17 protein-coding genes are annotated in these 14,840 nt (G+C 52.7%); 10 read left to right on the forward strand and 7 right to left on the reverse strand.

Going from position 1 to position 14,840, the window contains the following annotated elements:
• The first annotated feature begins 6 nt into the window (after positions 1–6).
• The 5 genes from HS100_02390 to HS100_02410 all read left to right on the forward strand — a co-directional run bounded on the left by HS100_02390 (position 7) and on the right by HS100_02410 (position 5,126).
• On the forward strand, positions 7–1,629 hold the full coding sequence (locus HS100_02390; protein ID MBE7432741.1) for a hypothetical protein: 1,623 nt from the start codon (positions 7–9) through the stop codon (positions 1,627–1,629).
• Between the two features lie 7 nt (positions 1,630–1,636).
• Positions 1,637–1,996 carry a nitroreductase family deazaflavin-dependent oxidoreductase gene (locus HS100_02395; GenBank protein ID MBE7432742.1) on the forward strand — a complete coding sequence of 120 codons (360 nt, stop codon included), beginning with the start codon at positions 1,637–1,639 and terminating at the stop codon, positions 1,994–1,996.
• A gap of 260 nt (positions 1,997–2,256) precedes the next feature.
• Positions 2,257–3,075: a hypothetical protein gene (locus tag HS100_02400; GenBank protein MBE7432743.1), complete on the forward strand. Its 819-nt coding sequence runs from the start codon at positions 2,257–2,259 to the stop codon at positions 3,073–3,075.
• 18 nt (positions 3,076–3,093) lie between these two features.
• Positions 3,094–4,002 carry a hypothetical protein gene (locus HS100_02405; GenBank protein ID MBE7432744.1) on the forward strand — a complete coding sequence of 303 codons (909 nt, stop codon included), beginning with the start codon at positions 3,094–3,096 and terminating at the stop codon, positions 4,000–4,002.
• Between the two features lie 74 nt (positions 4,003–4,076).
• Positions 4,077–5,126: a hypothetical protein gene (locus HS100_02410; GenBank protein MBE7432745.1), complete on the forward strand. Its 1,050-nt coding sequence runs from the start codon at positions 4,077–4,079 to the stop codon at positions 5,124–5,126.
• Positions 5,127–5,199: 73 nt separating this feature from the next.
• Here HS100_02410 and HS100_02415 read toward each other — a convergent pair whose 3' ends face one another.
• Together HS100_02415 and HS100_02420 are read right to left on the reverse strand one after the other, a co-directional pair.
• Entirely contained in the window at positions 5,200–5,424 is a 225-nt protein-coding gene (locus HS100_02415) for a hypothetical protein (GenBank protein ID MBE7432746.1), read from the reverse strand.
• Positions 5,425–5,498: 74 nt separating this feature from the next.
• Positions 5,499–5,723, reverse strand: a complete 225-nt coding sequence (locus HS100_02420) for a DUF2132 domain-containing protein (protein ID MBE7432747.1) — start codon at positions 5,721–5,723, stop codon at positions 5,499–5,501.
• 108 nt (positions 5,724–5,831) lie between these two features.
• Here HS100_02420 and HS100_02425 point away from each other — a divergent pair, with 108 nt between their 5' ends.
• Entirely contained in the window at positions 5,832–7,166 is a 1,335-nt protein-coding gene (locus HS100_02425; protein MBE7432748.1) for a DUF1939 domain-containing protein, read from the forward strand.
• 189 nt (positions 7,167–7,355) lie between these two features.
• Complete coding sequence (locus tag HS100_02430) at positions 7,356–9,440, forward strand: PAS domain S-box protein (protein MBE7432749.1); 2,085 nt, start codon at positions 7,356–7,358, stop codon at positions 9,438–9,440.
• Between the two features lie 10 nt (positions 9,441–9,450).
• On the opposite strand, the gene HS100_02435 is transcribed toward HS100_02430, so the two are convergent.
• Positions 9,451–9,729 (reverse strand): hypothetical protein, encoded by a 279-nt coding sequence (locus tag HS100_02435; protein MBE7432750.1) that lies wholly within the window; start codon positions 9,727–9,729, stop codon positions 9,451–9,453.
• 58 nt (positions 9,730–9,787) lie between these two features.
• Between HS100_02435 and HS100_02440 the strand changes: the two genes are divergently transcribed.
• From HS100_02440 to HS100_02450, 3 genes are all read left to right on the forward strand, one after another.
• Entirely contained in the window at positions 9,788–10,321 is a 534-nt protein-coding gene (locus tag HS100_02440) for a DUF3592 domain-containing protein (GenBank protein MBE7432751.1), read from the forward strand.
• 98 nt (positions 10,322–10,419) lie between these two features.
• Entirely contained in the window at positions 10,420–10,806 is a 387-nt protein-coding gene (locus tag HS100_02445; protein ID MBE7432752.1) for a hypothetical protein, read from the forward strand.
• Positions 10,784–11,527, forward strand: coding sequence for a CPBP family intramembrane metalloprotease (locus HS100_02450; GenBank protein MBE7432753.1), 744 nt, complete (start codon positions 10,784–10,786; stop codon positions 11,525–11,527). Before HS100_02445 ends, HS100_02450 begins: the two co-directional genes overlap by 23 nt.
• A gap of 56 nt (positions 11,528–11,583) precedes the next feature.
• Here the strand turns inward: HS100_02450 and HS100_02455 are convergent, their stop codons facing one another.
• From HS100_02455 to HS100_02470, 4 genes are all read right to left on the reverse strand, one after another.
• Positions 11,584–12,834: an NAD(P)/FAD-dependent oxidoreductase gene (locus HS100_02455; protein ID MBE7432754.1), complete on the reverse strand. Its 1,251-nt coding sequence runs from the start codon at positions 12,832–12,834 to the stop codon at positions 11,584–11,586.
• Between the two features lie 192 nt (positions 12,835–13,026).
• A complete protein-coding gene (gene arsB, locus HS100_02460) occupies positions 13,027–14,100 on the reverse strand; it encodes an ACR3 family arsenite efflux transporter (protein MBE7432755.1) in 1,074 nt (357 codons plus the stop codon).
• The gene (locus tag HS100_02465) at positions 14,097–14,495 is read right to left on the reverse strand and encodes an arsenate reductase ArsC (protein MBE7432756.1); all 399 of its coding nucleotides are present in this window, start codon (positions 14,493–14,495) and stop codon (positions 14,097–14,099) included. Before HS100_02465 ends, arsB begins: the two co-directional genes overlap by 4 nt.
• 69 nt (positions 14,496–14,564) lie before the next feature.
• Entirely contained in the window at positions 14,565–14,822 is a 258-nt protein-coding gene (locus HS100_02470) for a TM0996/MTH895 family glutaredoxin-like protein (GenBank protein MBE7432757.1), read from the reverse strand.
• Positions 14,823–14,840 lie beyond the last annotated feature (18 nt).

Consider the following 14,840-nt stretch of genomic DNA (forward strand, 5'->3'; position numbering starts at 1 on the left):
CATTGGATGAAAGAATTTTTCACCCAGCGCATCAAACGCGGACTGATCCGCAGACACAATAATCTTAAAGTCGCATCCGTTGCGCGGGAAGTCGCTCGCAAAGAACCCAAACCAAGCGGCGCGCCTGTTGTTTTTTTCAAAGCCTCCACCGGCATCGACGATCTCTCGTGGAACAGCGGGTTTCATTTGTTAACCACCTGGGCTTTGCGTTTGCAGGGGATCCCTGTGGCGTATTTTGCCTGCAATGCGGGCATGAGTAAATGCGTGCTTGGCACCAGGCGTGATAAACCGCAGCAGGAAATGCCCTGCAAGTCCTGTGTGACGCAGTCGAAGGCGTTGTATACCGGCGTTGAAAAGTTTGAAGATCGGAATGTTGGAAAGACAGCCGTCAACTGGTTCAATTTTCAGCGCGACCCTGAACTCGATTCCCGTATCGCATCTCTCTCCATCGCCCAACTTTCCAATTTCCACTTTCAAGACATACCGCTTGGTCCCTTGTGCCTGCCCGGTTTGCGCTGGATACTCCGCATCCACCACTTGAACGACGATGAAAACACGCGCTATCTTTTGCGTGAATATATTTTGTCCGCGTGGAATGTGGCGCAGAAGTTCTCGAAATTTCTCGATGAGACCAATCCGCGTTTGGTGGTGGTCTTCAACGGGCAGTTCTTCCCCGAAGCGACAGCGCGTTACCTCGCCCTAAGGCGCGGACTGCGCGTCATCACGCATGAAGTGGGCTTGGAGCCTGCGACTGCTTACTTCACGGAAGGCGAAGCGACGGCATATCCGATTCACATCCCCGATGATTTCGAATTGAACGAGGCGCAAAACGCCAAACTCGACGCGTATCTATCCAAACGATCCAAAGGCGATTTTACGATGGCAGGCGTCAAATTCTGGGCAGAGATGAAAGGACTGGACGAAGCCTTCCTGAAAAAGGCGGCGGAATTCATGCAGATCGTGCCCATTTTTACCAACGTCATCTTCGATACAAGCCAGCCGCATTCCAACACTGTGTTCGAAGACATGTTCGATTGGCTTGACATGACGCTGGAAGTCATCAATGAGCATCCGGAGACCTTGTTCATCATCCGCGCTCACCCGGACGAGTTGCGCGTCCGCAAAGCCAGCCGCGAAACCGTTGGCGGATGGGTCGAGGCGCGTCAGGTAACCAGCCTGCCCAATGTCGTTTATGTCCCGCCGAATGAAACCCTTAGTTCGTATGAGTTGATCGCGAAATCCAAATTCGTCATGGTCTATAACTCGACCATCGGTTTGGAAGCGTCCATTATGGGAGCTGCGGTGCTGTGCGCGGGCAAAGCCAGATTTACCCAATACCCCACCGTGTTCTTCCCGCAAGCGGTGGATGAAGTAAGACGAAAGATGAAAGAGTTTTTGGCGGCGGAACGCATTGAGGTTCCCGCCGAATTCAAACGCAATGCGCGGCGGTTCTTATATTATCAGTTGTACCGCACCTCCCTGCCACTGGGAGACTTCCTTGAACCTTCCGTTCGCGTGACTCAGACAAGGTTGAAGACATTCCGGCTGGATGATCTTTTGAATGACCCTTCGATCAAGGTGATTCTGGAAGGCATCCTTGATGGGGGTGAATTTCTTTTGAAGGAATGAGAGCTTTATGACTGTCATCGATTTATCCCAATTCGAGAAGGAAGAATACTGCTACCTTACCACCCGCGGACGGGTGACCGGCAAGCCGCATGAGATCGAAATTTGGTTCGTCGTCCATGAAGATTCGATGTATCTCATGTCCGGCGGCATGGATAAGTCGGATTGGGTGAAGAATTTGATGAAGGAGCCCAACGTCTCTATCCGCATCGCAGGGCAGATTTTCCCTGCACTCGCAAGTTTATTGAACGATAAGATGGTCGAAGACAATGTGCGGATGAAGATGGCGGTCAAATATAACGAATGGGAAGGAAGAGGTCCCAGCAAGTGGGCGAGGACCACGTTAGTCGTGAAGTTTATTCCATCCTAAATATGCCATCAGTATCCGAATTACCAAATAATTACAGTCTCCAGAATACCTATCAAAATTGAAAAGTCAAGTAAAATGGGCGGAATTATCCAGATGGGGTTGTGTATTTGTTGTTCATCCTTATTTACTATCCCAGCGCCTGCTCTGAGCGCATGCAAAGTCTTTCAGACACAACAGAGTGGAAAGGGAAATTGTCGATTTAGAATGAACCTTCTTTTCTATCCATGAAGAATGCACTTTATTAAACAAGGAGAAGTAAGATGAAATCAAGCACCAGGTCATTAATTCTTTCCATCGCTATTTTGTTCCTGTTCGGTCTGGTATCAGGGGCGTGCATGCCGAGAAGAAATCCCCCTCCCCCTCCGCCTCCCGGCATCGAGTTGACGGCGACTGCCCAGGCGGTTCAGATCCAGGGGTTGACGCAAACTGCCCTTGCCCAGCCCATCATCATTGTGGTGACAGCCACCCCCGACCCCAACCTGCCTGCCGCAACCGTTGACCCTGCCGTTAATCCCGCGCCTGCAAACCCAACCAGCGGTGTGACTGTAACGGTCAGCCAGAATACCAATTGCCGGGAAGGTCCGAGCCAGGAATTCAATGATGTCGGCGCACTGACTCCCGGGCAGGTCGCGGAAGTGGTCGGCAAGGACACCTTCAATAATTACTGGATCATCAAACTTCCGGGTAACCCTGCGATCACCTGCTGGTTATGGGGGCAGTACGCCACAGTGAATGGAGATACATCCCAGGTTGCAAACGTGCCAACACCCACAACAGCCGGTCCGAGCGGCGCGCCCAATCCGCCGACCCTGCTGGATGCGCAATTGAAATGCTCCTCCCTCAGCGGCGGGGATTATCAATATAAGGTCATTCTCAAATGGGCGGATAATTCCTCCAATGAGAACAAGTTCACGATCCGTTCCTCGAACGGGAGCGTGTTCACCACACCACCCAACAAGACCCAGTTCAGTTTTGAAGAGAACCTCCCGGGCGGAACGAACCTCTCCGTCACGCTGGCTGCCGCCAATGAAAAGGGAGAATCTCAACCGGTTGGGACGGGTGTATTTCAGTGCCCGTAATCGCCAAGGAAAATCATCATGAAACCAAGATCGCGCTCCATCCTTCACATAACGATTCTTATTCTTTTCACCCTGGCATGCGGGCTTGAAAACATTCAGGTCGTGGAATCGCCGAATCTCGAAGCGACCATTACCGCACAGGCATTGATCCTTCAACAAAATGGGCAACCCCCCGCTCCGGTTCAAGAACAGGTCATCGTGGTTGTAACCGCCACAGGCGAAGGCGGAGCCGCTGCGCCTCCTTCGAATGAACAGGTGAATCCGGCTCAGGTCCTGCCGCCCGCCTCGGGCGCGGTGACCGTCACCGTTACCACGGCGACGAATTGTCGTTTGGGACCGGGTCAGAATTTCAAGATCGTTTACGGAATGCCGGTGGGGCAGGTAGCAAAGGTCGTTGCCAAGAATTCGTATTCGGGCTACTGGATCATCGAGATTCCCGGTCAAGCCGGGCAGACCTGCTGGCTGTGGGGTCAATATGCCGTGATCAATGGAGATACGTCCACGTTGAAGGAAGTGGTCACGCCGACCTCTCCGGCTCCGACCATTACCAACACGCCCAAGCCTACCCTAACACCTACAGCGACCACAGGGCCAGCCTTCCCTGCGGCGCCTTCAGGATTAACAGCCAGTATTAGTTGCGCCGCTGGACCTGGACCCACCCAGTGGACAGTCAACGGGAATATGTCGTGGGCGGATAACTCCAACAACGAGCTAGTTTTTGTCGCTAGTGTTGACGGAGTTTCCTCGAAAACATTGGCAGCCAATTCGACCAGTGACAGTTTCAGCGTGGTTATGGAGAATGCCAACCTCATTAACGCTACGCCGAACCAGCAATTTACAGTCTTCGTCTATGCCTGCAGCGATAACACAGCAGGAAGTTGTGGAAATATTGTTACCATCAAAGTGACCGGCGCTGGCTGCCCATAATTTTCCGAATCAAAGTCCCTCTGAATTTATCGCAGGGACTTTGATTCTTTAGTACGCTTCAAATAAGGTCTAAAATGAAAAAACGATTCGGGCAATTTTCCCTCTCTTTGATATTGATGTTGACATTAACAGCCTGTAACCTTGAGCTGGTGGAAAGCCAGGAAGGCGCAGACATTCTATTGACCATCACTGCCAATGCCGCCATCCTCGAAGCGGCGGGACAGCCCGGGACGGAGGAGCCCTTGCCGCTGGAGGGCGATGTGGCTCCGCCCGCCGATGAGGTGGTGATTCCGGCTCAAGTCCTTCCGCCCGCGACCGGAGATGTGACCGTTACCGTGAGCGTGGCGACCAACTGCCGTTTAGGACCCGGGCAAAATTTTGCCAGCGTCTACGGCATGCCTGTTGGACAGGTGGCAAAGGTGGTTGCAAAAAATTCCTACTCGGGCTATTGGATTATTGAGATTCCCGGGCAGAATGGGCAGACCTGTTGGCTATGGGGACAATATGCGACCATCAGCGGCGATTCTGCCAATTTGAAAGATGTGGTCACCCCCACCTCTGCGGCAACACAAAAACCGACTGCAACCAACACCCCCAGTGCGAGCGCAACAGCCACCAGCACAACGTCAGCTGGCGCCCCGGCGGTGGCAGGTTGTACCGACCCAGCCGCAAGCAATTACAATTCCGCCGCCACCGTGAACGACGGCTCCTGTATTTATACGGCGCAGGTGACAATTACAGGCTGCACCGACCCCGCAGCGACAAACTACAATTCAAAAGCCAACAGCGATGACGGCTCGTGCGTCTACCAGAAACCGCCGAATGTGGTGATATTGAATTCATCCGTGACTTGCACCGATCAACTGGACGGCACTTTCCAATTCCAAATCATCATTGACTGGACGGATACCACCAGCGCCCCGAATGACGGCCGCCGTTATACGCGCAGTACGAAATGGTTCGATCAAAATGGGAATCAACTAAAAGGAAGCGGGGGGACAACCAGCCTCGCTCAATCGCATAGAGAACTCACTGATATACAACCAGCTGGAGCGACCTACTCGTTTACTGTTACTTCCGGTGACGGGACATCTCAGGCTTCAGCTTCGCTCACCTGCCCGTAAGTGGACAGGATAGAAAAAAGGAGTCGATCACCAATGATTGTCTCCTTTTTTACTTGTCTACTTGTTTACCTTTTTACTTCTTCAATGCATTGATCTCTGCCAACACCTTCTTGACCATGTCTTCGGTCAGACCGGCGTCTTTGGCTTGCGGCATGGCGAGGATCTGCTTGAGGGTAAATCCTTTTGCCATTCCGATCATGGGGTTCTTCGAAATGCCCGGAACGTGCTTTTCCAGAATTTTCACTGCGCCGGTATCGTCCAGAATGTCGCCTACGGTGGTATCCATTGTGTATGCCATTTTATGCTCCTTGAATAGTTATGGTGTGAAACGCTCCACACTCGCCTTAATGATAACGGCGCAAAACGCGCTCATTATTTCTCAACAGACTGTAAATACAACTCTTCCACTTTCTTGCGCGCCCACGGAGTCTGACGCAGGAGCTTGAGGCTCGATTTGATGCTGGGGTCGTTCGTAAAACACTTGATCGGGATGCGCCTGCCCAGATCCGCCCAGCCGTATTGTTTTACAAGCTGGGTGACGATCATTTCGAGGGTGATGCCGTGCAGGGGGTTGTTGGGTTGGGGGGCTTCCGTCATAGCAATAAGAGTTTACCTCAATCCCGTCTTCCCATTCACTATTCACTACTCTTTATTCGCTATTCCCCATTACAATACCCCTCATCAACACACAAGGAGCAAGGACAAATGGGCGTCATGTTGCAAACCTTCCACTGGGACTGTCCCAGGGAAGACGGAAAAGAATTTCAATGGTGGAACTATATCAACCGCGAGATACCGGGTCTGGCAAAAGTCGGATTCACATCCCTTTGGCTTCCGCCTGTTCACAAGGCGGCGAATCTGTTTGGTCCCTCCATGGGCTACGACCCGTACGATTATTATGACTTGGGCGAGTTCGACCAGAGGGGAAGCGTCCCGACCTGGTTTGGGACCCGTCAGGAATTGGATCAACTCATTGAAACGGCACACAAGCACGGGCTGAGTGTGATCGCGGATATGGTCCTCAACCACAACTCCGGGGCAGATGCGCAGGAAGTGAATCCCATCACGGGGCAATCGCGTTGGACAGTCTTCAACCCCAAGAGTGGACGGTTCATCCGCAATTGGGAATCGTTCCATCCCAGCATGTATGAATCATGGGACGAAATGACCTTCGGCGACATGCCCGACCTCTCGCATCGCAACCCGTATGTTTACGGCGAACTGCTCAAACTTGCACGCTGGCTGATCGAAGAGGTCGGCTTCGACGGCTTTCGATACGACTTCGTCAAAGGCTTTGCCGCCAACACCATCACCGCAATTCAGGAATACCGCTACATGAAGAACGGCGCATATCACAAACCTTTCGGCGTGGCGGAGTACTGGGATAACGCCACCAACACCCTGCACTGGGTCAATGAGACGAACGAAGCCAATTACAATCCGGTCGACGCCTTCGATTTCCCATTGCGCGAACTGCTCAAAGGGTTATGCGACACCTACGGTTTTAGTTTGAAGAGTCTCGTCCACGGCGAAACGATTTTGAAGGCGCAACCTCAAACCACTGTGACCTTCGTGGAAAATCACGATCTGCGCGACGAAGGTCGCCCCATCACCAACGACAAACTGCTCGCCTACTCCTACATCCTCACCCATGAAGGCTATCCCTGCGTCTTCTGGAAGGATTACTTCAACTATAACCTCGCCCTGCGCGATACGCCCAACGGCATCGACGCGCTCGTGACTGCGCACGAAAGATACGCAGGCGGCGAGACGTCCATTCTCTACCTTTCCGACGATCTCTACATCATGCAGCGCGGCGGATACGGCGATCAACGCGGCTTGATCTACGTCCTCAACAACCGCGGCGACGACTGGCGCGGCGCCTGGGTGGATACCAAATGGGCAAACGCCTCTTTCTTCCCCGCTGCCTGGTGGGGCAAAAGCGACCGTTCCCGCCCCGCCGACCAAGCCACCACCGCCGACGGGCGCGGTCAATTCTTCGCCCCTGCGCGCGGATATGCGGTATATGCGTTGAAGTAAAAACGAGTTCCAGTACAGTTGTTGCTGTTAACAAAACGAATTTGATATAAATACTTCCGCAATCGTATTATTACAAATCCCTCATGCTCCGGCTGTATAATTAAATCAAGACGAAGCATCTTGATTGTGGCATCATTTAATGATGGCGCATAAATTCGCCATTTTTCGACAAAAGAAAGCAGAATAGGTTTGGAATCCTCCGAGCAATTCCTAAAACAGATAATCGAAACAATCCCCGACGCGGTGATCGTCGTGGATGAACAGGCACGCATCCTGGAAGCCAATGTCAGGGTGCAGGAACTTTTGGGTTATGCCTTACACGACCTCCTGGGAAAACCCCTGGAGATTTTGATTCCAATCCAATTCCGTGACCGGCATCGGGGGCATTTCAAGGCATTCCTTGCCAAACCCAAAACCCGGACGATGAGCGAGATGCGAAAATTGCCGGCGTTGCACAAGGATGGTTCGGTCCTGCCGGTGGATATCAGCTTGAGCCCCCTGGTGGTCGATAAACGAACCTGCGTCATGGCGGTAATTCACGATATCCGGCGTCATGTGGAAATGGAGAACGCACTGCGTGACAGCGAGGAAAAATACCGTCTGTTGGTGGAGAATGCCTCCGACGTCTTTTATCAGATCAGATTTGCAAACAAACTCAAGGCGTGGAACGTGGTGTATGCCAGTCCTCAAGTCGAGCAGTTCATGGGGCATCCCCCGGAAAGGTTCATGGACGATCCCAACCTATGGATCAAAGCCATACACCCCGAAGACCTTGCCAATACCATGAGCGTCACCCAGGAGATCTTAAAGTCAAAACAGAAAAAACTGCGTCTTTATCGCCTCCTCAATTTCAAGACCGGTGAATACCATTGTATCGAGGACCAGGTGGTCCCCCTGCTCGATGAAACGGGACATGTCACCGGTTTTCAAGGGGCGATGCGCGACGTCACAGAGAGGGAACTCAGCTCAATGGCGATCCAGAACCTCACGGATCAGCTGCAACACTACCTGACGAAAAGCCCGACCATCACCTACGCCTTATGCGTGAAAAACCGCACCTGGGTCCCGAAGTGGAAAAGCGAAAACATCTCCCGCATCCTCGGCTACACCGTGGAAGAGTCGCTCGGCAGTACATGGTGGGAGACCACCGTCCATCCCGACGACCTTGAAGCTGCGTCTGCGCGCTCGAACGAACTTTATGAAAAGGATTCTCTTATTCGCGTGTACCGTTTCCTGCGCAAAGACGGCTCGGTGATCTGGGTCTATGACGAAATGCGGCTCATTCGCGACAAGGATGGGAATCCGCTCGAGGCGGTCGGCAGCTGGACCGATATCACCGAAAGAAAAAAGATGGAAGAAGTTCTGCTTGCCAGCGAGGAGAGCCTGAACAACATCATCAACGCCGCCCCTTTTGGCGCACTGATCTATAAACTGGAAAATGGAAGGATCAGGCTCACCAATTCGAACGATACCGCCTCCCAGGTCATGGGCATGGATAGAGAGACTTTATTGGGCATCAATATCGAAGAGACATTTCCCGCGCTTCGCCGCACGGAAATCCCCGTCCAGATGCGTGAAGTGATCCTCTCGGGTACAAAGTTCAATATCGACCAATTCCGGTATTCGGATGAAAACATAAACGGGATATTCGAACTGCATGCGGTCCCGCTTGGCGGGAACCTGGCGGCGATCTTTTTCCGTAACATTTCGGACCTGGCTCAAGCCTACGAGGAGACGTTGGAAGGGTGGTCGCGCGCAATGGATTTCCGCGACAGGGAGACGGAAGGTCATACGCAGCGGGTCACCCAGATGGCGCTCGCCATCGCACAGTCCATGGGGCTGACCGACACGGAACTCATGCACATGCGCCGCGGAGCGCTCCTGCACGACATGGGTAAAATGGCAATCCCCGACAGCATCCTCCTCAAAAAAGGCGACTTGGACGAAGAGGAATGGACCATCATGCGCAAGCATCCCGAGTTTGCCCATGAAATGCTACGTTCGATCTCGTTCCTGCACCAGGCGCTCGAGATCCCCTATTGTCACCATGAAAAATGGGACGGAACAGGATACCCTCGCGGATTAAAGGGAGAAGAGATTCCCCTCTCTGCGCGCATCTTTGCCGTGGCAGATGTTTGGGATGCCCTGCGCAACGACCGCCCCTACCGAAGAAGCTGGAATGTGGAAAAAGTCCTTCGTTATATCAAGGATCAAACCGGCAAACATTTTGACCCGCAGGTGGCGGATGTATTTCTAAAGATCGCGGAACCCTGACCAACCCTGCTCAACAAATTTCTCCGTCGTCATCCACATAACAGGAATCGCCCTGAAATAATTGCCAGCTTTTCATCAACGCCTCCAATTCCCTGATATACGGGCCGATCTCGTCTCCGCTCACAACGCGCTCGTTATCGGTAATAACAGGCATGGCACGGCCCCCGAACATCTCCTCTGCCTTCAACGGCCCGAGGATCACGCGGTCATAGCCTAAAATCAACTCCTTGAATTCCGCTTCGATGGCATCCGCCTCCGCGCTCACCTCTTCCCGATAAAGTTTAATCACCGCATACCTCACTGATAATTGATTACTTTTCACCATTACTCCCCATTATAATCAACGCATGACCCCCGCGAGGCGCGTCATCGAAACCGAAGAACATCTGAACCTCAGACGGTCTGCGATCCTCTCCCTGTTCGTAATCGGTAACTTATTTTTCATCTACCTGCTCGCCCGCGGGGCATTCTCGGGTTATACAGCCTGGCGGTTGCAATTCACAGGGCGGGTCGCCACAGGAAATGTTGTGGGATACAGGGAAGCCAGGGATATCAGACCGCATATTATCCGGTATTATCCAATCATCGAATACAGGGTCGGCACGCAAACTTATACTATTTCGAGTGATCCTCCCCCCGGAAATAAGGAGGATTACCCCACTGGGTCACAGGTCGGGGTTGTGTATGATCCTGCCGACCCCTCCATTGCCCGCATCAATTCATGGGAAGAGGTCTGGTTTTACCCCGAATTTATTTTCATCTTCGTCCCGATTGCTTCCGTGCTTGGGAACCTCTCCCTGCTTCGCGCCTGGCTGGGATACAAGGAACGACTCCGCAGGTATAAAGAATGGCAGGGGCTCAGCCTGCAGGACGACCAGTGACGAATTGACTTCTTGGTTTATACGACCAGAGCAAGGTACAATGAATGGATGATCCTTCAATCTCCCTTTATCGTCATCATGCCTCACAAGACGATCCAATGAACGAATTTATCCCCGTTCATTTTTTCGATGAACCCATCGAGGTCATCTTTAGTCAGCCGCCGGTCCGCGAGAAAGCGCCGCACTGCCCGGATGGATTCACATGGAACGGAAAGATCTATCACGTTCAAGAAGCCCTTTCAGAATGGACGGATTTCACGCGGCGGGGCAAAATGGGAAGGAATATGCGTCCCGCACACGCTGCGACAGCCGCAACTCGCGGCTCTTTAAATGTCGGCCGGTATTACTTCCGTGTGCAAGTGGAGGCCGGACGGGTCTTCGATATTTATTACGACCGCGCCATGAAAAATGTGGACGATCGCAAAGGTCAATGGTTTCTCTACCGGGAATTGGAAATACCAAATGAATCAACAACCGCTGGATAATAACCCGATCGAAACGCCGCCCCCGCAATCGGAGGGAACGCCTCCTTCCGCGCTCAAACCTGCCGCGTGGACCGCAAACGATTCCTGGCTCGGGCTGGGAATCCTCATCCTGCTGGTGGCGGCATATTTTCTTGTCGTTTACCGCTTTGAAGAATCTCAAAACCTCGGCATACTCGTCGTCGCCACTTTCGAGTTCATCCTGCTCATTCCCATTGCCTTGATATTTTTCCTGCGCAAAGTCTCATGGATCGAATTGGGTCTGCGGGGTTTCGAACGCAACGCCCTTGCCCTGGGCTGCGGGCTGCTTGCTGCCGTGTACTTTATCGTCATCATCAACAACCTGGTCATGATGGCGTTGGGAGTCGTCACCCAGGCAGATGTCATCACCGAAGTGCTCGGCGAGATCGATTCGCCCTTTCTGCTCGCGTTTGTCACCGCCATCGTCGCGCCCATCACCGAGGAACTTTTCTTCCGCGGGTTCCTCTTCAAAGGGCTGCGCCAAAAGTACGGCTGGATCAACGCCCTGATGTTCAGCTCCATCATCTTCGCGCTTTTTCATGGGCAGTTGGCGACATTAATCCCCACCTTCCTGCTGGGTGCGCTATTTGCCTACATGTACCAGCGCACCGAGTCGGTCCTGCCCGGCATGATCCTGCACTTTGTCGTCAACTCAATGGGAATTTGCGTCCTGCTGACGGCAAGTCATTATGGATTCATTTAACCTGCTTATTCCCAGGCGTTGCGGATCACGACTTGACCGGTGTATAAAAAAATCATTTACTCACGTGTGATCAACCTCACCTGGTTGTCGTAGAAGAAATAATCCCACGCCCAATTGAACATCACGATCAAACGGTTGCGAAAGCCGATGATGCGGTAGATGTGCAGGAAGACCCAGATCACCCAGGCGATGAATCCGCTGAAGGAAATGCCGAAGATCCTGGCTACGGCGGCATTGCGTCCGACCGTGGCGAGCAGACCGGGGTCTTTGTAATGAAATGCCATCGGCTCTTTCCCATTGACCTTCAATCGGATATTTTTCGCGGCGGCTTGTCCCTGTTGGATCGCGACCGTCGAAAGCATCGGCAGGGGTTGATCGTGCTCGTCTGTCACGAAAGCGGCATCCCCGATGACAAAAGCTTCAGGAAACCGGGGCAGGTTCAAAGAAGGGTTGACCCGGATTCGTCCCATATTCCCCCTCTCCGCAGGCAGCGAGTCGACGATCTCGGCGGTTTTCGCCCCCGCAGTCCATATCAAGGTTTGTGTTTCGATCACCGAACCATCTCCGAGGATGGCGCGCTGCCCGTTGAAATCGACCATCTTTGTGTTCAAACGGACGTCCACGTTCTTGGATTTCAAAAGTCTCAGAGCGGCCTGACGCAACTCGTCGGGATATGATGCAATGAGACTCGCCGCCGCTTCGAGCAGGATGACCCGCGCCTCCTTCAGGTCGAGCCGGGGATAGTCCTTTCGCATCACATGCATGATCAGTTCTGCCAGCGCGCCTGCGGTCTCCAATCCGGTCGGTCCCCCGCCGACGATGACGAAGGTCAGCATGGCTTTGCGCTTTTCAACGTCGCCCTCAAAGCTGGCTTGTTCGAACATGGATAGCAGGTGATTGCGGGTTCGCACGGCCGTCTCGATGTCTTTCAACTGCAATCCATGTTTCTCGAGTGTGTCGAATCCAAAGAAGTTCGTGCGCGCGCCCGCCGCGATGACAATATAGTCATAGCCGATGACCGATCCGTTCAGTTTGACGAATTTCTGCTCGAGGTTGATCTCGGTCACTTCGCCCATTTGGAATGCCAGGTTTTTCTGCCTGCGAAATATGGTTCGCACAGGCTGGGCGATCTGCGACGGCAGCAAGCCCGCAATGGCAACCTGATAGAGCAAAGGCTGGAAGAGGTGATGATTGTTCTTATCGATAAGGGTGACACGCACAGGCGCTTTGGCAAGTCCGCGGGCGGTTTCGAGCCCGGCAAACCCGGCACCGATGACGACGACATGGGGTTTTTGACTGGTGTTCATGGTTTCCTCTAAGTTGGAAGTCTGGTTCACAATCTTTTTGTGAAATTTATCACCATAATTATAACCAAATCAGTCCTATTTGTAAATATTCTCACAATAGGAGGTTAGTACCGCCCCACATGACGGAAAAGCCTCCCGCTTCGTTCCAACGGGAGGCTTGATTCCGACCGGTATTTTTTCTATGTCGACGGTTTAGCCCGCAGGCGCATGGCGGATATCGCCTGCAAAATATTTCTTCTGGAAGGAGATCGCCACATTGACCAATCCGATCATCACCGGCACTTCGATCAATGGACCGATGACTGCCGCAAACGCCGCACCCGAATTGATACCGAACACAGCCACCGCCACGGCAATTGCCAGTTCAAAGTTATTGCTGGCCGCCGTGAACGAAAGTGTGGTGGTCTTCGAATAGTCCGCGCCGATGGCATGCCCCATGAAGAACGAGACAAGGAACATGACCACAAAATAAATCAGAAGCGGAACGGCAATGCGCACCACATCCAAAGGCAACTGCACGATGACATCTCCCTTGAGCGAGAACATTACGACAATGGTAAAAAGAAGAGCGATCAGAGTCAGCGGGCTGATCTTCGGCACGAAGACCTTGTGGTACCAATCCTTCCCTTTCATGCGGACGAGGATCAGGCGCGTGAAAAAACCCGCCAAAAACGGAATGCCCAAATAGATAAATACACTCTCCGCGATCTCGCCGATGGTTATATCCACGATGCTGCCGGTCATGCCGAACCAGGTCGGCAGGAGTGTGATGAAGACATAGGCATACACGCTGTAGAACAATACCTGAAAGATGCTGTTGAAGGCGACCAACCCCGCCGCGTATTCGTTGTCGCCCCTGGCAAGCTCGTTCCATACAATGACCATCGCGATGCAGCGCGCCAAACCGATGAGGATCAAGCCGGTCATATATTCGGGATAGCCGCGCAAAAAGATGATCGCCAGCACAAACATCAAAACGGGGCCGATGACCCAATTCTGAAGAAGAGAAAGCCCAAGCACCTTCCAGTTGCGGAATACGTCGCCCAGCTCATCGTAATGGACCTTTGCCAGGGGCGGGTACATCATCAAGATCAAGCCGATGGCGATCGGAATATTGGTTGTTCCCACCGAAACGGCGGTGTTGAAATCTGCCACGGCTTTCGGGAAAAGGAAGCCAATGCCAACTCCCACTGCCATGGCAAGGAAGATCCAAAGCGTTAAATAGCGGTCGAGAAATGAAAGTTCCTTGCGTTTTTCGTTTGTCATTTTGCCTCCTTGAGCAATTCCAGCATCACAATTCCAATTTCATCCCGCACGGCTCGAAAGTCGTTCATGTCATCGGTCAATGCCGGGTCGGGGAAACTATGATGAACCTTCCTCCCTTTCCCAAGCCAGACGGGACATTCCTCCGCCGCCGAATCGCAGACAGTGACGACAAGGTCGAACTCCTGACCTTTGAATTCATCCGCCAGTTTCGAGCGCCCTTCATGTTGGATCCCAATTTCAGCCAGCGCCGCCAAAGCTTTTGGGTGAATGTATCCGGCAGGCTTCGTCCCCGCGCTGACAGCCTGCCACTCCCCGTCCATCCGCGCATTGACAATGGCTTCCGCCATTTGCGAGCGGCAGGAATTCCCGGTGCAGAGGAATAGAACTTTTTTCATACATCGCTCTCCTTGTTCATGATGTCTGCTCTTTTACCACGATAAAGAGTTAAGATTGTTATCATCCGGTTAAGGATTCGTTGGCTCTAAAGCATCGGTAACCCAGGTGGTCACCTCCGCGGGCGAAGGGATGCGTCCATACGAAACGACTTTTTCATTGATGACCAGCCCCGGTGTGGAAAGGATGTTGTAGGTAGTGATGTCGTTGTAATCGGTCACCTTGACAACTTCCGCCTCGATGCTCATATCGGCAATGACCTTGCGCGCGATCTGTTCCAGACGTTTGCAATTTGCACAGCCGGAACCAAGAACTTTGATAGTAAGCATAATAAACTCCTTTTGAAA

This window comes from Anaerolineales bacterium, assembly GCA_015075725.1.
GTDB lineage: Bacteria > Chloroflexota > Anaerolineae > Anaerolineales > Villigracilaceae > Villigracilis.

What these genes read in the sequence shown, in the direction of transcription:
- HS100_02390 (MBE7432741.1), top strand. Translation starts at nt 7, where the DNA reads ATGAAAGAATTTTTCACCCAGCGCATCAAACGCGGACTGATCCGCAGA.
- HS100_02395 (MBE7432742.1), top strand. Translation starts at nt 1,637, where the DNA reads ATGACTGTCATCGATTTATCCCAATTCGAGAAGGAAGAATACTGCTAC.
- HS100_02400 (MBE7432743.1), top strand. Translation starts at nt 2,257, where the DNA reads ATGAAATCAAGCACCAGGTCATTAATTCTTTCCATCGCTATTTTGTTC.
- HS100_02405 (MBE7432744.1), top strand. Translation starts at nt 3,094, where the DNA reads ATGAAACCAAGATCGCGCTCCATCCTTCACATAACGATTCTTATTCTT.
- HS100_02410 (MBE7432745.1), top strand. Translation starts at nt 4,077, where the DNA reads ATGAAAAAACGATTCGGGCAATTTTCCCTCTCTTTGATATTGATGTTG.
- HS100_02415 (MBE7432746.1), bottom strand. Translation starts at nt 5,424, where the DNA reads ATGGCATACACAATGGATACCACCGTAGGCGACATTCTGGACGATACC.
- HS100_02420 (MBE7432747.1), bottom strand. Translation starts at nt 5,723, where the DNA reads ATGACGGAAGCCCCCCAACCCAACAACCCCCTGCACGGCATCACCCTC.
- HS100_02425 (MBE7432748.1), top strand. Translation starts at nt 5,832, where the DNA reads ATGGGCGTCATGTTGCAAACCTTCCACTGGGACTGTCCCAGGGAAGAC.
- HS100_02440 (MBE7432751.1), top strand. Translation starts at nt 9,788, where the DNA reads ATGACCCCCGCGAGGCGCGTCATCGAAACCGAAGAACATCTGAACCTC.
- HS100_02445 (MBE7432752.1), top strand. Translation starts at nt 10,420, where the DNA reads ATGAACGAATTTATCCCCGTTCATTTTTTCGATGAACCCATCGAGGTC.
- HS100_02450 (MBE7432753.1), top strand. Translation starts at nt 10,784, where the DNA reads ATGAATCAACAACCGCTGGATAATAACCCGATCGAAACGCCGCCCCCG.
- HS100_02455 (MBE7432754.1), bottom strand. Translation starts at nt 12,834, where the DNA reads ATGAACACCAGTCAAAAACCCCATGTCGTCGTCATCGGTGCCGGGTTT.
- arsB (MBE7432755.1), bottom strand. Translation starts at nt 14,100, where the DNA reads ATGACAAACGAAAAACGCAAGGAACTTTCATTTCTCGACCGCTATTTA.
- HS100_02465 (MBE7432756.1), bottom strand. Translation starts at nt 14,495, where the DNA reads ATGAAAAAAGTTCTATTCCTCTGCACCGGGAATTCCTGCCGCTCGCAA.
- HS100_02470 (MBE7432757.1), bottom strand. Translation starts at nt 14,822, where the DNA reads ATGCTTACTATCAAAGTTCTTGGTTCCGGCTGTGCAAATTGCAAACGT.